This window comes from Thalassospira sp. Z349TD_5 (genome assembly GCF_056173045.1).
On the sequence record NZ_CM149654.1, the window covers coordinates 3,007,582 to 3,029,133 of the forward strand.

Below are 21,552 nucleotides of genomic sequence, written 5' to 3' on the forward strand. Positions count from 1 at the left end.
GCGGGCCGCCCAATGCCAAGTGCTTGGGCGGCCCGCAGCTTTTAAGGGGAGAAGTTAACCGCGCAAAACGGCCTGTATCATCACTTCAAGGGCGCTGGAAAACTTTGATCTGTCTTTCTGGGTGAAGGCCGCATTGCGCCCCTGCTCACCCGTGACTTCGCGCATATGGGCGGCAATTTCGCGCCCGGCAAGTGCATTGCCAATATTGGCTTCGGTGAATTCCTGCCCGTTGGCTTTCAGAGCCCGCGCGCCAATTTCAAGCCCGCGCGATGCCAGCGGAATATCACTGGTAACAATCACGTCCCCCGCATGGGCATTTTCGGCGATCCAGTCATCGGCCGCATCGGGTTCTGGCGGCACAATCACATTTCGGATCAATGGATTGCGCGATGGGCGAATGCCACCGTTCGACACCACAATCATCTCGATCCGATGGCGTTCAGCCACACGTTCGCATTCGGCCTTTACCGGACAGGCATCGGCATCAACAAACAAACGCGGGCGGTTCTTTTCATTACTGTCGGTCATGGCGCGATCATCCGCAGACAGCCACCAAAGTCAAGACATCAGGTTTACGCGTTTGCGGATTCTTTTCGAACGGACTTGCCCATCATCAGCAAGACAACACCGCCCATTAGCGCAAAGCCACCTGCAACCAAGACCGTACTTTGGAAGTCATAGGCACTTGCGACAAGTCCCGTCAAAAGATTGCCAATCAGCCCGCCAACAAAAAGGGTGCTGACATAATAACTGGTGGCAACACCGGGTTGTTCGGGGGCGTAGTTCTGCACAAAGGTCATGCTGATCCCGGCAAAAATCCCGTAGTACATGCCATCAAGCGCACCAAGAACCAGAACGTCACGCAGGCTGCTTGCCTGATAGATCAAGCCAAAGAAGACCGCGGCCAAAACCGCTGCGATCAGCATTCCTTTGCGCTCGCCCACCTTGCGGATAAGAGACGCACAGAAGTAAATCACCACCACTTCGACAAAGCATTTCACCGTCAGGGCAAAGCCTGCCGCTGACGCAACAAGGCCAAGTTCCGTCGAAAAGTAAATTGGCATGGCCGACACAAACACAACGTTCGCTGCCCCGATAAAGAAAACCGGGATACAGGCCATGATCAAACCAACGTTAAAAGGCACCTTTTCACCCGGCTTTAAACGGCCCGGATGATGGGTTTTAAAGGCCGCTGGCACAATCAAAAGACAGACAGCAAACCAGACAGCCGCCACCGTTGCGATGGCATAATATGTTGGCGCAAAACCAAATGCGCCAAACACCGACAGCGACGCCGCCGGTCCCACCATCCAGCCGAGCGAGGTCTGCATGCGCAGAAATCCGTTAAACTTGGCAATGTCGCGGTTGGTCTGTTCGGCAAACAGTCGGCCAAAAGAATACATGACCGACAATGCGCCCGATCCCACCCCAAGCAAGATCGAGACGATACACAGATAAACCCAGTAAACCTGAACAGCGCCAAGAATCACCATTCCGCTGACAAAACACAGGATACTGGTCACCAATAACAGTTTAACCGGCACCCCGCGATCAATCGCCCGACCAAAAGCCCGGTTGGTCAGAAGGGTAACGCAGACCTGCACAATCGCCACCATGCTGATCTTCCATGGTGGCTCGCCAAGGCCTTCAACGACATAAAGACCGGCCAAAGGCGCCGCACTTGATGATGCGAAGGCCCCAACCAACAGCAATGCCAGAACAAGGAAAGGATAACGATCCAAAAGCGCGATGACACTCGACACAGGCTGACGCCCGCCCGTGCCATTACCGTCTGCAATATGATCGCGCATCCCACATCCCTTCGCCTTTGGTCACTTACAGGATGCTTTTATCGCTTCAACTTAAAATTGTTACCATAATCACAGTACTACGGGGAAAATGTCATAAAACTGGAACAGTCAAGATCAGGTTACTCCATCGAGAAAGGATGAAAGTTCGAAAGGTTTGGCCCGCGCACATGAAAGTCACAAAAAGCAAAACCCCCACCCGGTTTCCCGGATGGGGGTTTCACTTAACTTCGTTTAACACGGTGCCATTCACAAGGAATGGCAAGCCGAATTAAGCAGCCGTCAGGTCGTCAGCCGAAACGCGGCCCGAACGTGAGTCGGTACGCAGTTCGTAATTGATTTTGTCGCCTTCCTGCGGGTGACCCATACCAGCGCGTTCAACGGCGCTGATGTGCAGGAATACGTCATTTCCGCCTTCGTCCGGCTGAATGAAACCAAAACCTTTAGTTGCGTTGAACCATTTAACGGTACCTGTTGCCATCTTTAAATCTCCTTATCGAGTATTGATTGGCGTTTTGACACACCCCGCTTGGGTGCGCCTATCTTTGTTCGACGATCAAATCAGGCGCGGTCGCGACTTCTCTGATCACCGGAAGGTCTATTGCGGCCTGCACCACCTGGCTGCCCGCCAGATTGTGGGCCACGTTGATTGCGATTGCGGTTCGCACCGCCGCGCTTGCCTTGCGGATTGGCGTTTCCGCGGCCATTGGCCCCGTTACCATTCGCGCGGCGTTCTTCCGAACTGCCCATAAAGGACAACCCAGAAGAAATCGAATTACCGTTCTGCGCGCCATCGCGGACATTCCCGTTGGAATCGACCTTTTTTGGCTGGGCGCTTACGGCTATCTGTTTTCGCAGCACCGTTTCCAGTGCCGTTGCTATTACCATTCGCAGATTGGGATTTAATCCCACCTTTGTAACGGCTTTTTGATTTTTCCAAAGCCGGGCTAACCGGGGCTTTGTCAGCTGATTGTGCCGCACTGGTGGCTTCAACATCGCGACGTGGTTTTGCCGGCCGGGTATCCTGTCGGGCATCATCACGTTCGCGGCGCGGTGCAGCGGCACGCTCGGTACGGTCATTCCGACCACCAGCAGCCTGACGGTTACCACCACCATTCGAACGACCGTTTCCGCGACCATTGGCACCCGCATTGCGACCACCATTGCCACGTGACTGACCACCACTTGAACGGCGACCGCGATTTGCATCACGTGTATCATCCGGGTCGGCGGCCTGTTCGGCGGCCAACTTGGCATCGCGACGATCAATGACGGGGATCGACTGACGGGTGGTGCGTTCGATGTCACGCAGCAAGCCACGTTCTTCGGCATCACAGAATGCAATTGCCGAACCACTGGCCCCACCGCGGGCCGTACGGCCAATACGGTGGACATAGCTTTCCGGCACGTTCGGCAGCTCAAAGTTAACAACGTGGGTAACGCTATCAACGTCAATACCGCGTGCAGCAATATCGGTTGCGACCAACACACCAATCTGACCGTCCTTAAAGGCGTTCAGGGCACGTTCGCGCTGATTTTGGCTTTTATTCCCGTGAATGGCAGCAGCACTGATCTTGTTTGCCTCAAGATGGCGGGCAACACGATCGGCACCACGTTTGGTCCGGGTAAAGACCAGCGTGCGTTTGAATGCGGGATTATCAAGAAGCTCGGCCAGAAGCTGACGCTTACGGGTGCGCTCAATCAGGTAAACCGATTGTTCGACACGCTCTTGCGTGGTGGAAACCGGGGTTACCGATACCTTCACCGGATCTGACAGCATATCACCTGCCAACTGGCCAATCTGGCCGGGCATGGTTGCCGAGAAGAACAGGTTCTGACGCTTTTTGGGGAGCATTTTGATAATGCGTTTGATCGGCGGCAAGAAGCCGAGATCAAGCATATGGTCCGCTTCGTCAAGGACAATCACATCAACATGCGAAAGGCTAAGCTTTCCGCTATCAACGTGGTCAAGCAAACGACCCGGCGTGGCGACAAGCACCTCGACACCCGGTGCGATTTGTTTAAGCTGCGGACCCGGCGACACACCACCAACGACCACGGCGACGCGGACGTTGAGGAAACGGCCATAGGCACGGAAGCTGTCACCGATCTGCGCAGCAAGTTCGCGCGTCGGGGCCAGCACCAGCACACGGCAGGAACCTTTGGGAGTACGGCCTTCGGATTTTGAAAGGCGATCAAGAATCGGCAACGCGAAAGCTGCCGTCTTCCCGGTACCGGTCTGAGCGATACCAAGCAGGTCCTTGCCTTGCAGCAGGGACGGAATGGACTGCGCCTGGATAGGGGTAGGCGCATCATAGCCCTCATGCGCCAAGGCGCGAAGGACCGGCTCGGCCAGGCCGAGTTCGGAAAACTTTGTCAAATAAAGGTAACTCGTAATTGGGTGGCAGCAGACAGCTGAGACCAAGTTAGGTATAATAAAGTATTCAGGTCTGCGCCTTGTAGTTCAGGAGATGTCCGCGTAGCTGGCCACCTCAATACGTTCTTCCGATAATCACTCAACAGTGGAGAACTTTCATTCTCTCTACGCCTCTGGAGCGATCAAATATTGAAGACACCATGCACAGAGTTTTTACCGCTTGTCAAACGTCATATTCATGGAAGAACAGAGTTTTATGCGTTTCGACCCGGCGCAACAGCGCGCCGGGCGCACAAACCATAGCATTCAACCGCTAATTCACCGAACACGGATTTGCCGCGCCGCATGGATTATATGCCCCACATGGGTTGGCAGAAGCACACGGATTGGCCGATGACGGCGCACAAGGGCTATAAGCAGCACATGGATTCCCTGCCCCACACGGGCTCGCCGCGCATGGATTCGCACCACAAGGATTTACCGCACCAGCTGCGCACGGGTTCGCACCGCACGGATTATAAGCCGCACATGGATTTGCCACGGAACACGGATTTCCCGCCGAACACGGGTTATACGCGGCACAGGGATTCGCCCCACACGGCGCCGCCGCACAAGGATTATATCCCGCACCGCAAGGATTGGCGCCACACGGGCTTGCAGCACATGGCGACGCGCCACAAGGATTAGCGCCGCACGGATTGACCGCACACGGATTGCTCCCCGCGGCCGGATGTTTGGCCGGGGCCGGGTTGGCGATCGCTGGGATATTTGCTGTATGGCTGTAATGGTCGAGTGCGACCGCACCTGTCGCAGCAAGGAAGACCGCACCAAACAGAAGTGTGTTTTTCTCGCTCATTTCCGAAAACCATCCATTCCAAACACGGGACGCAGGGCAATACCGACCCAACTTCCGGCAAACGCCAGCACAAACCATAACCAGCCATGCAGGCTGCCCGATGCAATACCGCTAAAGAACGCACCAATGTTACAACCAAACGCCAAACGCGCACCGTACCCCATCAGCAACCCGCCGATGACCGCCGCCAGAAGTGACGCCAACGGCACGCTGACTTTCGGCGCAAACTTACCGGCAAGAGCGGCGGCAAAGGCCGCCCCGATAACGATGCCGAAATTCATCACCGATGTGTTGTCGGCCAGAACCGAATTGCCCAACGCCTGTGCCGGGCCTGCCCAATTCCAGAATTCCCATGTTTCCACCGGAACCCCGGCGAACTGGGCAATCTTAGCCCCCCAAAGGCCAAAACCAAACGTGATCGACCACGGATGACCGGCAATCAAAAGGGTTGCAACATTAAGCCCCGCCAACAGCAACCCGGTCCAAACCATCGGCCACGGCCCATGGAAAAGGCGGGTAAGATTGCTAAGCTTTGCGGTTGGCGTTGCTTCAAGTGACCCGTGTGCGCGTTTTTCGACAATCACCGTCAAAAGGGCGATCAGTGCCAAACCGGCAAACGTCACCGCAAGCCCACCACCAACACCAAATTCACGGCCCAGGCTGATCGGAGGCAAGGATGGCAGTTCAAGCCACATCGGCAAATGGGCGGTGCCAACCACTGCACCGATGATAAAGAAAACAAGGGTGAGTAACATGCGCGCACTGCCACCGCCCACGGTGAACAATGTGCCCGACCCGCAACCACCCCCAAGCTGCATGCCAAGACCGAACATAAACGCCCCGATCAAGACCGAGGTGCCAACAGGCGCAACCGCGCCAACAATCGGATTTTCAAGCGGGCTTCCAAGGGCGAGTATCGGGATAAAGGCCGCCGCTGCAACACCGACCATCAAAAGCTGCGCGCGCATCGCACGTCCGCGCTTCTCGACCGAAAAACGGCGCCAACCGCCTGTAAAGCCAAAGGATGCATGGTATAGCGAAACGCCCAGTAGCCCGCCAAGACCGTAAAGCACGGCCTGATGCAGATCGACCGCTTGCGCAATAGCAACGCCTGCAAGGATAAACAGGATGGCCGTGACCAAGGCGGGGCCCCTGTCAAAATCAAAACCCGGTTTGGCCGGGCGCGCAGAAAGTGTCGTTTCAGACATGGTGACGCTCAATAACGTTAAATGAATTCCACAAATGCGGACGGAACCGGGGCCTGCCCGGTTCCGTCCGACATGATCTTGCCAATAGCAGTGCCTGAAAAATCCCGATTATTCCGGGATCACCATTTCACGGCTTGGATCGGCAGCCCATTCGGTCAGGGAACCATCATACATGGCTGTGTTCTTATTGCCCATCACTTCGGAAAGACCGAACCATGCAACCGATGCCCAATGCCCGGTATTGCAATAGGTGATTTCCTTGGCATCGGACGAAACACCGGCATCACCGACCAGTTGCGCAATCGTATCAGATGCGACAAAGGCACCGTCCTGATCGCTGTAAAACTTCGACTGGGAAATGTTTTTTGCCCCCGGAATGGCGCCACTACGGGCAACAACACCGCTTTTTGCATCCCCTTTAAACTGTGACTCTGGTCGCGCATCAATCAGGGCAACACCATTGGCTTGCGCCTTGGCAACGTCATCAGCGGATGCCAGAAGTTCCGGACGGAAGTTGGCATTGAAGGCAACTTTGGTCGGTGCCACAGCGTCTTTGGACACAGCCTTCCCCGCAGCAAGCCAGGCGCGCTGGCCGCCATCAAGAATGGTCACAGCATCATGACCAAGCACCTTAAATGTCCAATACACACGTGTCGCAGCACCAAAGTCGGAGCTGTTCTGCCCCGCAGGGACGACAACAACCTGTTTGTCGTTATCGATGCCAAGTGCGCCAATACGACCTGAAATCACGTCAACGGGCGGCAGCATACCAACAACATTGTCGACCTTCGCACGCCAACCAAATTTACCATAGGGCGCATAAACCGAACCGGGAATGTGGCCGGCATCATAGGGGCTACCCTCTTTGGTCATTGAACGGATATCAACAACAACCAGCGACGGGTTATCAAGGTTTGCTTCAACCCAGTTGGAATCCACCAGTGGCTTTTCGGTCAGACGCTCAGCCTGAGCAGCGCTACCGGCAAAAACAAATGCGGCTGCGGCAACCGCAGAAAGAATGAGAGAACGCATGGGGCCTGTCTCCATATTTCAAGAGTGTCATAAATCTGTAGAAGAGATGTAATCACGCGGATAAAAATGTCAATAAAACTAATTATACATTTTATTTTTGTTTAATTTAGATGTCAACGAAACCCTGCCATCCCTACTGCATTCAAATCAGGGAATCATCCCGCCGGGCGCAGGTTATTCAGATAACGGGCAAATTCGCGCGCAAAGGCATCCTGGGTTTCAAGATTTCGTAAGGCCGGGGGCCGGGTCAGGAAACCATGCAGGGTAGCAATCAGGAATTCTGCCACAGACGACGGCTCAACATCCGTTCGCACGGTTTTGTTAAACTGTGCCTTGCCGATATGAGATGCCAGCCCGCGCCGCCAATAACGGTACACACCATCAATACGTTTGCGTAAACTTTCATCAAGCTCCCCCGCACCCGACGCCAGCCTTGCGAGCGGGCAGCCGCCTTCAAGAAGCTCTGGGGCATTATCACCGCTAAGCCGGTCAACCTGCTCCATCAGGATGGGTAAAATATCTTCGGCGTTTTCAAGCTCATTCAGCCAGACCGTATCAACATATCCCGGAAGGCATTCCTCGATCACGGCATTTACCAGCTTGGCCTTGCCGGAAAAGTGGTGGTACAGCGCACCTTTGGTTACACCACTATGATCAAGAATATTATTGATTGAAGCCCCACCAAACCCGGCGCGACGGATTTCACCAAACGCCGCATCCAAAAGCTTTTGCCGGGTTTCATCGGGATTACGCACCCGTTTTGGCACAAGAGCCGTCTCAGGCATCAGATCAAGTGCCGTGCCCGCGTCATCCTGACTGTTGTCGGGGCGGGAAATCCGCGAAAGAGCAGATGAAATGCTAAAGGGCGATTTGGTCATACGACATACTAACTTGGCAAATGAACAAGAATCTCAGGTTCCTCTGTTTTCCCGCCAAGATCAACCAGCTTGTTCATAAGGTGAACCACCACACGTCACATGGCCCGTTGCACCACGCAGACCCTTGCAATTCAAAGCAAAGCGTACTCTATTGTTGGCGATAGCCCCTTGGGGTTTTGCGTGAATTACCCGTCGGGAAGCAAATGCAAACGGATTCCATCGCCTTTGTCGCAGCCGAAACCAAAATCGCCCAAGATGCGATGTATCGGCTGAAACACCGTTACGGCCATATCCCGCCTGACAAGGCAGACGTCATCGTTGCCCTTGGTGGCGACGGTTTCATGCTCGAAAGCCTGCACCGTTACATGGGTCGCAAGGTGCCGATCTATGGCATGAACCGTGGAACGGTCGGCTTTTTGATGAACGAATTTCGGGAAATTGATCTGCCCGAACGCATCGCAGAAGCCCAAACGGTCGAGCTCCACCCCTTGCAAATGGAAGCTCATACCGTCAGTGGTGAAAGCATGTGTGCGCTTGCAATTAACGAGGTCTCGCTTCTGCGTGAAACCCGTCAGGCGGCAAAATTGCGCATCAAGGTCGACGGGGTTGAAAGACTGGCCGAACTGGTATGTGATGGTGCCTTGGTGTGCACCCCCGCAGGCAGTACGGCCTATAACCTGTCGGCGCATGGTCCGATCCTGCCGATGGGAAGCGGCCTTTTGGCACTGACCCCGATCAGTCCGTTTCGTCCGCGTCGCTGGCGCGGTGCACTTTTACCCCATGGTGCTGAAGTTGTTTTTGAAGTTCAAAATCCGGAAAAGCGCCCGGTTTCAGCCGTGGCCGACTATACCGAGGTCCGCGATGTTTCGCGCGTTAAGATCGTCGAAGACCGCAGCATGAAAATCAGACTGATGTTTGATCCGGAACATAACCTTGAAGAACGCATCCTAAAGGAACAATTCGTCGAATGACCACCGCCCCCAACACCCTTGCCCCGTCAGAAGCCACCCTTGACTGGTGCCGCAAACTGATTGCCCACCCATCGGTCAGCATGACCCCAAACATGGCCCTGATTGAAGAGGTCAAAGCATATCTTGAACCGCTTGGTTATGATTGCCTTGTCGTGCGCGATGATAGCAACACCAAGGCCAATCTCTATGCGACGATTGGGCCAAAGGTTGATGGCGGTGTGATCCTATCTGGGCATAGCGACGTGGTCCCGACCGAAGGCCAGAATTGGGCATCCCATCCCTATACCATCAATATCCGCGATGATCGGCTTTATGGCCGTGGATCATGTGACATGAAGGGCTTTCTAGCCTGTCTTTTGGCCAAGGCCGAAACCTTTAAAAATGCCGATCTTCGCGTTCCCATCCATCTGGCGTTCACCTACGATGAAGAAGTCGGCTGCCTTGGTGTGCCCAGCTTGGTAGAGGCAATAAATAATCTGCCGCACAAACCTGCCATGTGCATTGTCGGTGAACCGACCGAAATGAAGGTCATTACCCAGCATAAGGGAAAATATTCGGCGCGTGCGCATTTCACCGGGCGGTCCGGGCATTCGTCGCTTCCGGGCGAAGGCGTTAATGCTGTCGAGTTTGCGTCCCAATTCGTGGTTTTCCTGCGCCAGCTTGGCCGGACATGCCGCGATGAAGGCCCGCATGATGATGATTTCGTGCCCAATCACACCACGTTTCATTCCGGCGTGATCAACGGTGGTACGCAGCTCAACATTATCCCGCAAAACTGCTTTGTTGATTTCGAATTTCGTAATCTGCCCAACCATGACCGCATGGAACTTAAAGGACAGATTTTCGATTATCTTGACAACACCCTCATCCCGGAAATGCGCGAAAACTACGACGATGTTGGCGTTGAAATCGAAGTCGTATCCGACATGCCCGGCCTTGCCACCGGCGATGACGAAGAAGTCACCAAACTGGTCATGGCGCTAACCGGTGCGAACACAACCGGCAAGGTCAGCTTTGGCACAGAAGCCGGCGTCTTTTCTGCCATGGGCGAAATTCCCACGGTGGTATGCGGCCCAGGCAACATTGAACAGGCCCACAAACCCGACGAATTTATCGAACTTGATCAGCTTGGCCGCTGCGAAGTGTTCCTTGATAAACTGATCGGCGCACTTGTGAAGTAAGCCGCTTCCATGGGCATCAGACATAAAGAAGGGCTGCGAAAATCGCAGCCCTTCTTGCGTTGCATGTAACGTGTTTAAGCCAGATTGGCTTCAAAGAATTCTGCTGTCCGGGCATTGGCGATATCGGCATCGGTTTTGTCGTAATGCGCCCCACCCTTACGGGCAAAGGCATGATCACGGCCCGGATAAAAATGAAGCTCGGTCAGGTCATGATCCCCAAGGCCTTCCTTGATAACGTCCTGTGCCTCGGCCGGGATAAATTCATCATTACCAGCCAGATGAACAATCAGCGGATTTTTGATGTTGTCCGCTTCATTCATGTAATTGTTCATGCCGCCACCGTAATAGGCCGCAAACGCATCACCATCGGTGCGTGTTGCCGACAGAAACGTCAACAACCCACCAAGACAGAAGCCAACCACACCAACCTTGCCATTCGCCCCCTCAAGGCTGCGGGCGGCCTTCATGGTTGCCGAAATGTCTTCGACACCCTTATCAACATTAAACGACTGATAATAGCCAAATGCCCGCTTCCATTCGGCTTCGGACTTATCAGTGATGTCGATGCCCGGCTCAATCCGCCAGAACAGATCGGGACAGACGGCGATATAGCCCTGCTTGGCATAATCGTCGGCAATGTCACGCATTACCGCATTGACGCCAAATATTTCCTGAATAACAACGACAACAGGTGCGGGCAATGTCGTTGGCATGGCGACATAGGCATCAAATGAACCGTCCGGGGTGGTGACATTCAGCTTGGTCATCGTGATAAGGCTCCTTGATTTGATCTTAAATCCCACAGGCCTTAAGCCGCCCGCAGATCATTGGTCAATGAAGTATGCCAAGATCACGGAACCACAAGGTTTGGTCACCAAAAAACACATTTCAACAATCAATTGCGCAAACTAAGATTGATATCTCGTATTATCTAATTGAATTCGATTGCCATTTGTTGGACGTTGCGGCGAACTTCGGAGCATCATGTTTCAAAAGCGCACCTCAAGCAGAAAGAGTGGAATTCTTATGTTTCGCATTTCTCGCTCTGGGAACGTGAAAATACACTTGATATTTAATGCTTCTGCCCGCCCCTGCGACATTCCCCGATGGACCGGGTCGGGCAATTTTAATAACTGTTTAATTGAAGGCCGAACGAGATGAAAAGCTACGTTCTGACAGTCACCTGTGACTCCCAGCGCGGGATCGTTGCCGCTATTTCCGCCTATTTGGCTGAACATGGCTGTAACATTACCGACAGCTCCCAGTTCGACGATATGGAAACCGGTCTGTTCTTTATGCGGGTCGCCTTCGTCAGCGAAGAAGGTGTTGATCAGGAAACCCTGTCACGTGGCTTTGATGGTGCGGCGACCAAACTTGGCATGAACTATCAGTTCCACGACAGCGATCATAAGATGCGCGTTCTTCTGATGGTGTCGCGTTTTGGTCATTGTCTGAACGATCTTTTGTATCGCTGGAAAATCGGTGCCTTGCCAATTGATATTGTCGGCGTGGTGTCGAACCATTTCGATTATCAAAAGGTCATTGTTAACCACGACATTCCATTCCACCACATCCCGGTGACCAAGGACAACAAGCCCGAAGCCGAAAAGAAGCTTCTTGATCTGGTTGCCGATAGAGACGTCGAACTGATCGTTCTAGCCCGCTACATGCAGGTTCTTTCCGATAATCTTTGCAAGAAAATGAGTGGCCGGATCATCAATATCCACCATTCATTCCTGCCAAGCTTTAAGGGTGCGAACCCATATCGTCAGGCCTATGAACGTGGTGTGAAACTAATCGGGGCCACCGCCCATTACGTGACCGCGGACCTCGACGAAGGCCCGATCATTGAACAGGACCTTGCCCGCATCACCCATGCGCAAAACTCTGCCGACTACGTATCCATCGGACGTGATGTTGAAAGTCAAGTGCTGGCGCGCGCGGTTCATGCCCACATCCATCATCGATCCTTCATCAACGGCAATCGCACCATCGTCTTCCCGCCAAGCCCGGGAAGCTACGCATCCGAGCGGATGGGATAACTCAAAAAAAGCCCCGGCCTTCTAAAGACCGGGGCTTTTTCATGTTTGGATTCCGAGCCTGATGTTGTTAGCCGATCAACGCCAGTCTTTAACAGCCCGCCGGTCGACAGCAGGTGGAACAATCCCACGCGCGGCATTTCCAATACCATCAAGCACATTACTCGCAGCAATATCGCACTGACGGGATTCCATGCGTTTAAACCGCGCGTCAAACATTTGAGCCCGATCAGCCTGAAGCTTGGGATCGGCTGGTAATTCGCGCCCTTCAATAAAGGCCTTTGGATCAAGCCAATCAAGGGTCAGCGACGTCAGATTAAGACGCAAAACATCCCCGTCACACAAATAGCCAATTCCACCGCCCGCGAAGGCTTCGGGTACCATATGCCCAATGCAGGCCCCCTTGGTCACACCGGAATAGCGGCCATCGGTAATCAGCATCGAGGATGCTTCAAGGATGCGGTGATGCCGCAAGTTCTGGGACGGTGAAAACATTTCCGGCATGCCATAGGCTTCTGGACCCTGCCCACCAATGACAAAGGCAAACGACAGATGCCCTTGTTCAAACATGTCCTTGGGCGCATCCATATCAACACGGTTGCCGCCATTACGGCGGACAACTGCGGCAATCAGTTCTTCGCTGACACCATCAGTTTCCATCAGGCGGGTGACCAGATCGGGTGATGCAAAATCACCATTACAAACATGTTCATTTTCGTAATAGCGCACGATGAAAACATGATCGTCAAAATGCGATAATAACCGGTCACTCATTCCCGATGTCTTGACCGCACAGTTTTCAAAGAAACTGCCGGTAATCACATCAACGCCGGATCGTTGACGAACCGGCGTTGCCCGGATCACCGATGCATCACCAAGAGTGACATCAATCGGATTATCTAGTCCGGCAATGCGCTCACCCCATGTCTTGCCAAGAACCGTCGGCGCGTCAAGGTCCATCGCCACGCCAAGATCACTGAGTATGCGATAAATGCTTTCCATGCCGCGATTTTTGCCTTCGGCCATTTGCTGGGCCAAAACGAACGTGTCGCGATTTTCAGTCAAGCTATGGGCGAAGATTTCCGGCACCGGGGTTTTGGTTCGGACATCCTGATAATCATCAATCGACACATCAAATCCGGCATAACGCATCATGAACGGCAAATGCAGCAGCATATTACTGCTGGACCCGGTGGCATTATGAACACGCACGAAATTGGCAAAATTGGCCTTAAGTAAATTGCCAATCGCATATTCCGGTTTGTTAAACACACCAAACAGTGCATCCACTCCGGCGGCGACCGCCGCAAAAGGCGGAACATCGGTCAGCAATTCCAGTTCCGGCGGCGTCAAACCAAACGCTGCCAGCATGGTGCGCGATGAATTCCCCGTGCCATTAAAGGCACAAATACCGCCCTTGGAATCACAAGTCGCAGTTGCCAGCTCATCCAAGACGCGCCGTTCCATCGCCCCGTCAATCAATCCCAGCAAACGTGCCCGTTCGAGCAATCCGGCGAAGGCCTCATCCGATGTGCATTGCAGGATATAACGCATGTTTTCGCGGATATCGCCGCCAAGGTCATCATGCCCGGCATGATCGGCATCGGATGCAATTTTATCAAGCAACCGGCGCGTCCCATCTGGGATTTCGCCGCCCTTTAAAACGTGGGATGGCGCAAACACCGCCCAGACCGGGGCCTGATCACCACGATAGGCACGCGCATGATCTGCTGATGCCAGCCCGGCCACCACGGCGGCTGGCGATTTGTCGCAACCGGCAATGACATAGGCTGCGTGATAGCTATGACCTTCAAAGGTGATGTTGACTGCGGCAGCCGTATGATTGCGCGATGCCAGTGAATAGCTTTGCCCGATATTGTTTTGCGCGGTGCCATCACAAATCACCGGCACATGAAACAGGAACGGCACCCCGCCCATTTCCCAGATCCGGATGGCCGCCATCAACGCCTGTGGCCGATCCAGAAGATGGGCCGGATGGTCGGGCGCACCGGCAATGATCGCAATACGCGGACGGTTTTCCACCAGACGACCAACCACATCCTTTATTTCAGGCACGGAAAAATCCCGGTCGCGCGCAACCGTCGGATTTTCATTTACCGCACTACGCAAAAGACTGATCACTGTGATCGGTTGATTGGCTAACCCCTGAATACAATCACGGTACGGGTTGGCTTTTTCGTCAATAATGACGGGCTGGGCAGGCAGATTGGTCGGTGACATGGTGGGTCTATCTCAATCGGGGCAAGAATGCGGAACTTTGGCATGTATAGCTGTCAGATTATCGCGGATCAGACAAGACCGCCATCGACAATAAAGCTTTGCGACGAACAGGCCGATGAAACGTCAGACGCCAAAAACAGAACCATCTGCGCAACATCATCACCGACAAGACGACGTTTCACACACTGTTGTTCCTGAATGCGTTCTTCGTCGGCGGGTGTTATCCAGAGATCAAGTTGCCGTTGGGTTATGATACAGCCCGGAATAACCGTATTGACCCGAATGCCATCCGCCCCCCAGTCGCGGGCCAGTGCTCGGGTCATGCCAATAATGCCAGCCTTTGCCGTTTCATAGGTCACCAGATCGGGTAGTCCCATTAAATAACTTACAGAGCTGAAATTAATAATGCTGCCGCCACCCTTTTCGCGCATGCCTTGCGCCACAGCACGGGCACAGAAAAACTGATGGTTCAAATTAACATCAAGCCCGTCACGCCATTGTTCCGGTCCAATGTCTTCGGGGCGATGGCGATCATCGCGTGCGGCATTATTAACCAGAACATCAACAGGCCCGATGGCAGCGGAAAGTTCGCGGACAGCACCGGGAATTGCCGCCTGATCACGCAAATCAAGTGATTTATAGACCGGCGCAACACCGTGATCTTCGCGGATCGAGTCAATCAGTTTTTGGGCAGCGTCATCGTCAATGTCGATAAACCCGACATGTGCACCCTGGGCACAGAAAGCCCGCACGATTGATGCACCAATCCCCGATGCCCCGCCGGTCACAAGAACCGACTTGCCATCAATGTCGTGATATTTCGCTGTCATAACGTTCCCTGCCATTTTTTCATTTTATTTTAGGTATCCAAATTAAATGTTGCGCTGCAACCTACCAAAACCCCCGTTTTATACTAAAGATGCAGAAATTTAGGGCATATATTGCGGCATTAGCATATTTTTTAATTTGATCACTAAAAAAAATTTGACAGGGCGACCTCTTCACGTCAACATTTTTTCGACAACAAAAATAAATGTCGCCTAAAGACACACTCATTCAGGGAAGAAACAGATGAAAAAACTCCTTTCGACGGCCATGCTGGCCGGAACCGTATTGATGTCGGCAAATGCCTTTGCCGCCGACCTCACCGTTGGCGTTAGCTGGTCAAACTTCCAAGAAGAACGCTGGAAAACTGACGAAGCTGCCATTAAAGCAGCCCTCGAAGCAGCTGGCGCTGAATATATCAGTGCCGATGCGCAAAGCTCTCCGTCCAAGCAGCTTTCAGATATCGAAAGCCTGATCGCACGCGGTGCGAATGCACTGATCGTTCTGGCACAAGACTCGTCGTCAATCGGCCCGGCAGTGACGAAGGCAACGAACGAAGGCATTCCGGTCGTTGGCTATGACCGACTGATCGAAGACGCGAGCGCTTATTATATTACGTTCAACAATAAGGAAGTCGGTCGCCTTCAGGCCGAAGCGGTCTTTGCCGAGCAACCAAAAGGCAACTACGTCTTTATCAAGGGCGCTCCAACCGACCCGAATGCCAATCTTCTCCATGAAGGACAGCTTGAAGTTCTTCAGGCTGCGATTGATTCAGGTGATATCAACGTTGTTGGCGAAGCCTATACCGATAGCTGGCAGCCAACAATTGCACAGCGCAACATGGAACAGTTCCTGACCGCTGCCGACAACAAGGTTGATGCGGTTGTTGCTTCTAACGATGGCACTGCCGGTGGCGTTGTCGCAGCACTTTCTGCACAGGGCATGCAGGGCATCCCGGTTTCCGGCCAGGATGGCGACCATGCCGCACTGAACCGCGTTGCTCTTGGCACCCAGACTGTTTCGGTTTGGAAAGACGCACGCCTTCTTGGCAAGCGCGCGGCTGAAATCGCTGTTGAACTGGCAGGTGGCACCGAACTTGGTGATGTTGACGGCACAGCCGATTGGGAAAGCCCGAACGGTGTTACCATGAAATCCTATTTCCTGGATCCGGTTGCGATTACCCAGAACAAACTTGATCTCGTGATTGATGCTGGCTGGGTTTCAAAAGACGTCGTCTGTCAGGGCGTTTCGAGCGGCAAGGTAGCTGCCTGCAACTAAGGCAGCCAGTTTCCTCCGACCTTGCTTAACCCGGGGCCGACAGCTGTATCCATGCGCAGAATACAGCACGTCGGCCCCGCTGCTTTACGAGCTTTTTCATGTCACGACTGCTTTCGAAAATGGAAGTTGACCGCCGACTGATCGGTCTGGCTTTCGTCCTGCTGATCATATGGGTCGGTTTTGATATCGCATCGGGCGGGCGCTTTATCACCCCGCGTAATATCTTTAACCTGTCAGTTCAGACGGCCTCTGTGGCTGTTATGGCCTGCGGCATGGTTCTGATTATCGTCACCCGCCATATCGACCTTTCCGTTGGGGCGATCCTTGGCGTTCTGGCGATGATCATGGGTGTTGTTCAAACCGATTTTCTCCCGCAATTCCTTGATTACAATCACCCGATGACGTGGGCGCTTACCCTTTTGATCGGCATTGCGGTTGGCGCTGCCATCGGCGGGATACAGGGACTTGCTGTTGGCTACCTCGGCGTGCCTGCCTTTATTGTTACCCTTGGCGGACTTCTGGTCTGGCGTGGGTCAGCATGGTGGGTTACGCAAGGGCGTACCGTTGCCCCGCTTGATCAGAATTTCATTTTACTGGGCGGCGGGATCGAAGGCACGATTGGCGCAACATGGAGCTGGATCGTTGCTGCGGTTGCCATTGCGGCCATCATATATGTCGCCATCATGGACCGTCGTCGTCGCCTAGCCTTTGATTTTCCGGTCAAGCCGATTTGGGCAGAACACACCAATACCATCGTCAAGGCCGGACTGGTTTTAGCCGTTGTCACAACCTTAAACGCCTATCACCTGCCGACCCGTGCTGCCGAGCGAATCCTTGAGAACAAGGGCATCCCGGTGACCCCGGAAAATATCGAAATCTCGCACGGCATTGCTATTCCGCTTCTGATCGTCGCCCTGGTTGCGATTATCCTGACCGTTGTTGTCAAGCGCACCCGTTTTGGCCGGTATATCTTTGCGATTGGCGGCAATCCGCAGGCAGCCGAACTGGCGGGCATCAATGTCAAACGCATGACCGTTGCCGTGTTTGCCCTGATGGGGGTTTTGTGCGCCATCAGTGCCGCGATATCATCGGCCCGCCTGCAATCAGCAGGCAACGACCTTGGCACGCTTGATGAGCTGCGTGTGATTGCTGCCGTTGTCATCGGCGGCACATCACTTGCCGGGGGTGTCGGTACGATTTACGGGGCTCTCATCGGCGCACTTGTGATGCAAAGCCTGCAAAGCGGCATGGCGCTTTTGGGTGTTGATACGTCGCTACAAAGTATCGTGATTGGGCTGGTTCTTGTTCTGGCCGTCTTTAGCGACAAGTATTTCCACCGCCGCTATAGCGACCCGACCGCGTAAGGAGACCGGATATGCCAGATATGAATGATACCAACACCGATAAAAATCCGCTGGTCGAAATGCGCGACATCCATGTCAGCTTTGGCGGGGTCAAGGCGGTGGATGGCGTTTCCATCGACCTATATCCCGGCGAAGTCGTTGGGGTGCTTGGCCATAATGGGGCAGGCAAGTCGACCCTGATCAAAATCCTGTCAGGGGCCTATCAGGCCGATACCGGGCAAATCGTCGTCGACGGCAAGGAAGCCAAAATTGAAAATGCGCGTGATGCCCGCGACAATAATATCGAGACGATCTATCAGAACCTTGCCCTTGCCGATAACCTTGATGCCACGCAGAACCTGTTCTTGGGGCGTGAGTTTGTCAACAAGTTTGGCTTCCTTGATGACGCCGCCATGGAACATAAGGCGCGTGAAGTCCTGCACCGGCTGAACCCGAACTTCAAAAAATTCACATCTCCGGTGTCTGCCCTGTCGGGTGGTCAGCGCCAGTCGGTGGCCATTGCACGTGCGCTTTTGTTTGAAGCACGTGTCCTGATCATGGATGAGCCCTGCGCCGCACTTGGCGTGCATGAAACCAAAATGGTCTGCGAACTGATTAACAAGCTCAAACATGACGGGCTTGGTATTCTATTGATAAGTCACGACCTTCATGATGTATTTGATCTCTCTGATCGCCTTCATGTGATGAAAAACGGCAAACTGGTCGGCAGCGTCAGAACAGAAGATGTCACCCATGATGATGTTCTTGGCATGATCATTTTGGGCAAGATGCCCGAACATCTTTTGCATTTGGCCGGACCGGGCGCGACCAACACCCAGACAAGCGAGACACCCTTATGACCAACGGCTTCCCAACCAACCTCAATGACATCCTGCCAGATGATGCCAACCATGCCATTTTGATTGGACGCATATGGGATCCACGCGTTTCCGGCCCAACACCGGTACTGGTTGATGGTGATAAATTGCGCGACATCAGCAGCATCGCCCCAACCGTCAGCCAGCTTCTTGAAATCGGCGATCTGGTTGGCAAACTGGCGCGTCCGGCAAACTTCCCCATCGTTGGCGCCCTTGAAGATGTTCTCGCACAGTCGAAACCGGGTGCTGACAAAAACACTGCCCATCTCCTCAGCCCCAATGATTTGCAGGCGATCAAGGCGAGTGGTGTCACATTCGTTGCCAGCCTGCTGGAACGCGTGATCGAAGAACAGGCCCGTGGCGATTCCAGTAAGTCCGATCAAATTCGCACCGAAATCACCGGTATCATCGGCGATGACCTTTCACAGATCGAACCGGGATCGGAAAAAGCCGCCGATATCAAAAAGGTCCTGATCGAAAAAGGCGCATGGTCACAGTATCTCGAAGTTGGCATTGGCCCGGATGCGGAAATCTTCACCAAGTCGCCTGCTATGTCCGCCGTTGGTCATGGCGCGCATGTTGGCCTGCATCCGATTTCAACATGGAACAACCCGGAACCCGAAGTCGTTCTGGCAGTCACATCACAGGGAAAAATCGTCGGTGCCAGCCTTGGAAATGACGTCAACCTGCGCGATGTCGAAGGCCGCTCCGCCCTGCTTCTGGGTAAGGCAAAAGACAACAACGGGTCGTGCTCAATCGGGCCCTTCATCCGCCTGTTTAATGATAGCTTCACCCTTGAAACGGTTAAGGGTGCTGATCTTGCCATGGCTGTCGATGGCCCGGATGGCTATCACCTTGATGCGGTAAGCTCGATGAGCCAGATCAGCCGATCCCCCGAAAGCCTTGTGTCACAGGCCATTGGCAAACATCACCAATATCCCGATGGCTTTATGCTGTTTTTGGGCACCATGTTTGCCCCGACCGATGACCGGGGCGGTGCGGGCAAGGGCTTTACCCACGAAATGGGCGACCTTGTGACCATTGCCACGCCAAGCCTTGGCAAACTGATCAATCAGGTGGATCGCTCGGACGTGATCAATCCTTGGCAGTTCGGGATCACCGCCCTTATGACCAACCTTGCCGCACGTGGTTTGCTTTAAGGACGGGTAATTTGCTGCGGCACTTTCCGATTTTCTATCCCCTTGCCAAAACGGGATGAAAAATGCCCATATCAGCAAGACGGGGTGCGGACAGTTTTATCCGCCCCGTCTTGCCACTGACACCTGAAAGCAGGCCCACCGCATGAGCCGTCGCACCGAAAGCGATACCCCGCGCCAACCATCCCAGATTGCCATCTTGCGCTATCTGCGTATTCATGGACCGGCGGCACGCATCGATATCGGCACGGCCACGGGCTTAAGCCCGGCAACAGTCACATCCCTTACCGCCGATCTGATGGCACAGGGGCTGGTGCAGGAAAGTCAGGCCGCCGCACTTGGTGCAGCTAATGGTAATGGCACGCCCAACGCCAACGGCACACATGGCACAACACGTGGCCGCCCAAAGGTACTGCTTGATCTGGTCCCCGGTGCGGCGTGCGTCATTGGCGTCAAGCTGACAATCAATCTGATCGAGATCGCACTGGGCAATTTCAAAGGCGAAATCGAACGCAACACCGAACACAGCATCAAAACCCGTGATTTAACCGACCGGCAACTGATTGACACCCTGATCACGCTGATTGACAGCTTCATCAAAGATAACAGTGACATCATCACACACCCGCCAGTCGGCATCAGCGTCGCAGTACAAGGCGTAACCGATAGCAACAGCGGCGAAATCATCTGGTCACCCGCCCTGCGTCATCGTCAAATTGCCATTACCCGACCGTTAAGCGAACGCTATGGCGGAGTTGTGCAAATGTCCAATGACGCCAACTGTATTGCCACAGCCATCACCCAGAACACCACATTGCATGGCGGTGGCGATTTTGCCGTAATCATGCTGGGATATGGCATTGGCATGGGGCTGGTGTTAAATGGCAATGTCTATAATGGCCATTTTGGCACCGCCGCCGAATTCGGTCACATGAAGTATCAGCCCGATGGTCCGCTGTGTAATTGCGGGCGACGCGGATGTCTTGAGGCATATATAGGTGATTACGCCATTTTGCGCGATGCGCTTGGCCTGATTGACCTTGCCGATGCCAACAGCCTCCATCCCAGCGAAGAACAAATGATGGATCTGGTCGCACGCGCACGGGCTGGCAACGAAGACCTTGCCGATCTGTTTCGGCATGCAGGCAAGGTTCTTGGATATGGCATTGCCAATCTGATTGCCTTGATTGGTCCCAAACGGATTTTCATCACCGGGTCAGGCGCACGGGCCTATGACCTGATGGCGCCGGAATTGCAACGCGGACTGCATCTCGCGCAAGTCCCTGAATTGCACCGCGGCCCGGAAATCGTCCATCTGGCATGGGACAAGGATCTGGCCCTTCAAGGCGCGATTGGTCAAAGCCTGCTGCGTCATGACGAAAACATGTTCAAGGCAGGTACCAACACCTAACACTCAACGCGATGTCGAGCCCGAACCACAAAAAAAGCCGCCCCGTTTCGGAGCGGCTCTTGTCTTGTT

General features: G+C 53.8%; 20 protein-coding genes. 9 read left to right on the plus strand and 11 right to left on the minus strand.

The genetic code is table 11. The features are described from left to right. Positions 1–54 precede the first annotated feature (54 nt). From AC0VXT_RS13975 to AC0VXT_RS13995, 5 genes are all read right to left on the minus strand, one after another. Positions 55–528 (minus strand): YaiI/YqxD family protein, encoded by a 474-nt coding sequence (locus tag AC0VXT_RS13975; RefSeq protein WP_475545907.1) that lies wholly within the window; start codon positions 526–528, stop codon positions 55–57. Positions 529–572: 44 nt separating this feature from the next. Further along, entirely contained in the window at positions 573–1,811 is a 1,239-nt protein-coding gene (locus AC0VXT_RS13980; RefSeq protein WP_475545908.1) for an MFS transporter, read from the minus strand. 268 nt (positions 1,812–2,079) lie between these two features. Beyond that, positions 2,080–2,289, minus strand: a complete 210-nt coding sequence (locus AC0VXT_RS13985) for a cold-shock protein (RefSeq protein ID WP_008892034.1) — start codon at positions 2,287–2,289, stop codon at positions 2,080–2,082. A gap of 58 nt (positions 2,290–2,347) precedes the next feature. Further along, complete coding sequence (locus AC0VXT_RS13990) at positions 2,348–2,515, minus strand: hypothetical protein (protein ID WP_475545909.1); 168 nt, start codon at positions 2,513–2,515, stop codon at positions 2,348–2,350. Positions 2,516–2,583: 68 nt separating this feature from the next. Then, the gene (locus tag AC0VXT_RS13995; protein ID WP_475545910.1) at positions 2,584–4,188 is read right to left on the minus strand and encodes a DEAD/DEAH box helicase; all 1,605 of its coding nucleotides are present in this window, start codon (positions 4,186–4,188) and stop codon (positions 2,584–2,586) included. 390 nt (positions 4,189–4,578) lie between these two features. On the opposite strand from AC0VXT_RS13995, the gene AC0VXT_RS14000 reads away from it, so the two are divergent. Beyond that, positions 4,579–4,872, plus strand: a complete 294-nt coding sequence (locus AC0VXT_RS14000) for a hypothetical protein (RefSeq protein ID WP_475545911.1) — start codon at positions 4,579–4,581, stop codon at positions 4,870–4,872. A 165-nt stretch (positions 4,873–5,037) separates the two neighbouring features. Here AC0VXT_RS14000 and AC0VXT_RS14005 read toward each other — a convergent pair whose 3' ends face one another. The 3 genes from AC0VXT_RS14005 to AC0VXT_RS14015 form a co-directional block, all read right to left on the minus strand. Beyond that, positions 5,038–6,249 (minus strand): YeeE/YedE family protein, encoded by a 1,212-nt coding sequence (locus AC0VXT_RS14005; protein WP_475545912.1) that lies wholly within the window; start codon positions 6,247–6,249, stop codon positions 5,038–5,040. A 108-nt stretch (positions 6,250–6,357) separates the two neighbouring features. Then, entirely contained in the window at positions 6,358–7,281 is a 924-nt protein-coding gene (locus tag AC0VXT_RS14010; RefSeq protein ID WP_475545913.1) for a sulfurtransferase, read from the minus strand. A 155-nt stretch (positions 7,282–7,436) separates the two neighbouring features. Beyond that, positions 7,437–8,159: a TetR/AcrR family transcriptional regulator gene (locus tag AC0VXT_RS14015; RefSeq protein ID WP_475545914.1), complete on the minus strand. Its 723-nt coding sequence runs from the start codon at positions 8,157–8,159 to the stop codon at positions 7,437–7,439. Between the two features lie 203 nt (positions 8,160–8,362). Between AC0VXT_RS14015 and AC0VXT_RS14020 the strand changes: the two genes are divergently transcribed. Next, positions 8,363–9,130 (plus strand): NAD kinase, encoded by a 768-nt coding sequence (locus tag AC0VXT_RS14020; protein ID WP_028791691.1) that lies wholly within the window; start codon positions 8,363–8,365, stop codon positions 9,128–9,130. Then, the gene (gene argE, locus AC0VXT_RS14025; protein WP_475545915.1) at positions 9,127–10,311 is read left to right on the plus strand and encodes an acetylornithine deacetylase; all 1,185 of its coding nucleotides are present in this window, start codon (positions 9,127–9,129) and stop codon (positions 10,309–10,311) included. The genes AC0VXT_RS14020 and argE overlap by 4 nt, the downstream gene beginning before the upstream one ends. Before the next feature lie 74 nt (positions 10,312–10,385). On the opposite strand, the gene AC0VXT_RS14030 is transcribed toward argE, so the two are convergent. Continuing rightward, positions 10,386–11,078 (minus strand): dienelactone hydrolase family protein, encoded by a 693-nt coding sequence (locus AC0VXT_RS14030; protein ID WP_475545916.1) that lies wholly within the window; start codon positions 11,076–11,078, stop codon positions 10,386–10,388. Positions 11,079–11,468: 390 nt separating this feature from the next. Here AC0VXT_RS14030 and purU point away from each other — a divergent pair, with 390 nt between their 5' ends. Further along, positions 11,469–12,353, plus strand: coding sequence for a formyltetrahydrofolate deformylase (gene purU / locus AC0VXT_RS14035; RefSeq protein ID WP_475545917.1), 885 nt, complete (start codon positions 11,469–11,471; stop codon positions 12,351–12,353). Between the two features lie 75 nt (positions 12,354–12,428). Here the strand turns inward: purU and AC0VXT_RS14040 are convergent, their stop codons facing one another. Beyond that, on the minus strand, positions 12,429–14,591 hold the full coding sequence (locus tag AC0VXT_RS14040) for a dihydroxy-acid dehydratase domain-containing protein (RefSeq protein ID WP_475545918.1): 2,163 nt from the start codon (positions 14,589–14,591) through the stop codon (positions 12,429–12,431). A 68-nt stretch (positions 14,592–14,659) separates the two neighbouring features. Then, on the minus strand, positions 14,660–15,421 hold the full coding sequence (locus AC0VXT_RS14045) for an SDR family NAD(P)-dependent oxidoreductase (RefSeq protein ID WP_101304121.1): 762 nt from the start codon (positions 15,419–15,421) through the stop codon (positions 14,660–14,662). 241 nt (positions 15,422–15,662) lie between these two features. Here AC0VXT_RS14045 and xylF point away from each other — a divergent pair, with 241 nt between their 5' ends. The 5 genes from xylF (at position 15,663) to AC0VXT_RS14070 (ending at position 21,483) form a co-directional block, all read left to right on the plus strand. Continuing rightward, on the plus strand, positions 15,663–16,694 hold the full coding sequence (gene xylF / locus AC0VXT_RS14050; RefSeq protein WP_475545919.1) for a D-xylose ABC transporter substrate-binding protein: 1,032 nt from the start codon (positions 15,663–15,665) through the stop codon (positions 16,692–16,694). Between the two features lie 98 nt (positions 16,695–16,792). Further along, positions 16,793–18,058: a sugar ABC transporter permease gene (locus AC0VXT_RS14055; RefSeq protein ID WP_475545920.1), complete on the plus strand. Its 1,266-nt coding sequence runs from the start codon at positions 16,793–16,795 to the stop codon at positions 18,056–18,058. A gap of 11 nt (positions 18,059–18,069) precedes the next feature. Continuing rightward, positions 18,070–18,897: an ATP-binding cassette domain-containing protein gene (locus tag AC0VXT_RS14060; protein ID WP_475545921.1), complete on the plus strand. Its 828-nt coding sequence runs from the start codon at positions 18,070–18,072 to the stop codon at positions 18,895–18,897. Next, a complete protein-coding gene (locus AC0VXT_RS14065) occupies positions 18,894–20,075 on the plus strand; it encodes a fumarylacetoacetate hydrolase family protein (RefSeq protein ID WP_276654477.1) in 1,182 nt (393 codons plus the stop codon). The genes AC0VXT_RS14060 and AC0VXT_RS14065 overlap by 4 nt, the downstream gene beginning before the upstream one ends. 142 nt (positions 20,076–20,217) lie before the next feature. Then, positions 20,218–21,483: an ROK family protein gene (locus tag AC0VXT_RS14070; RefSeq protein WP_475545922.1), complete on the plus strand. Its 1,266-nt coding sequence runs from the start codon at positions 20,218–20,220 to the stop codon at positions 21,481–21,483. The last annotated feature ends 69 nt before the right edge of the window (positions 21,484–21,552 follow it).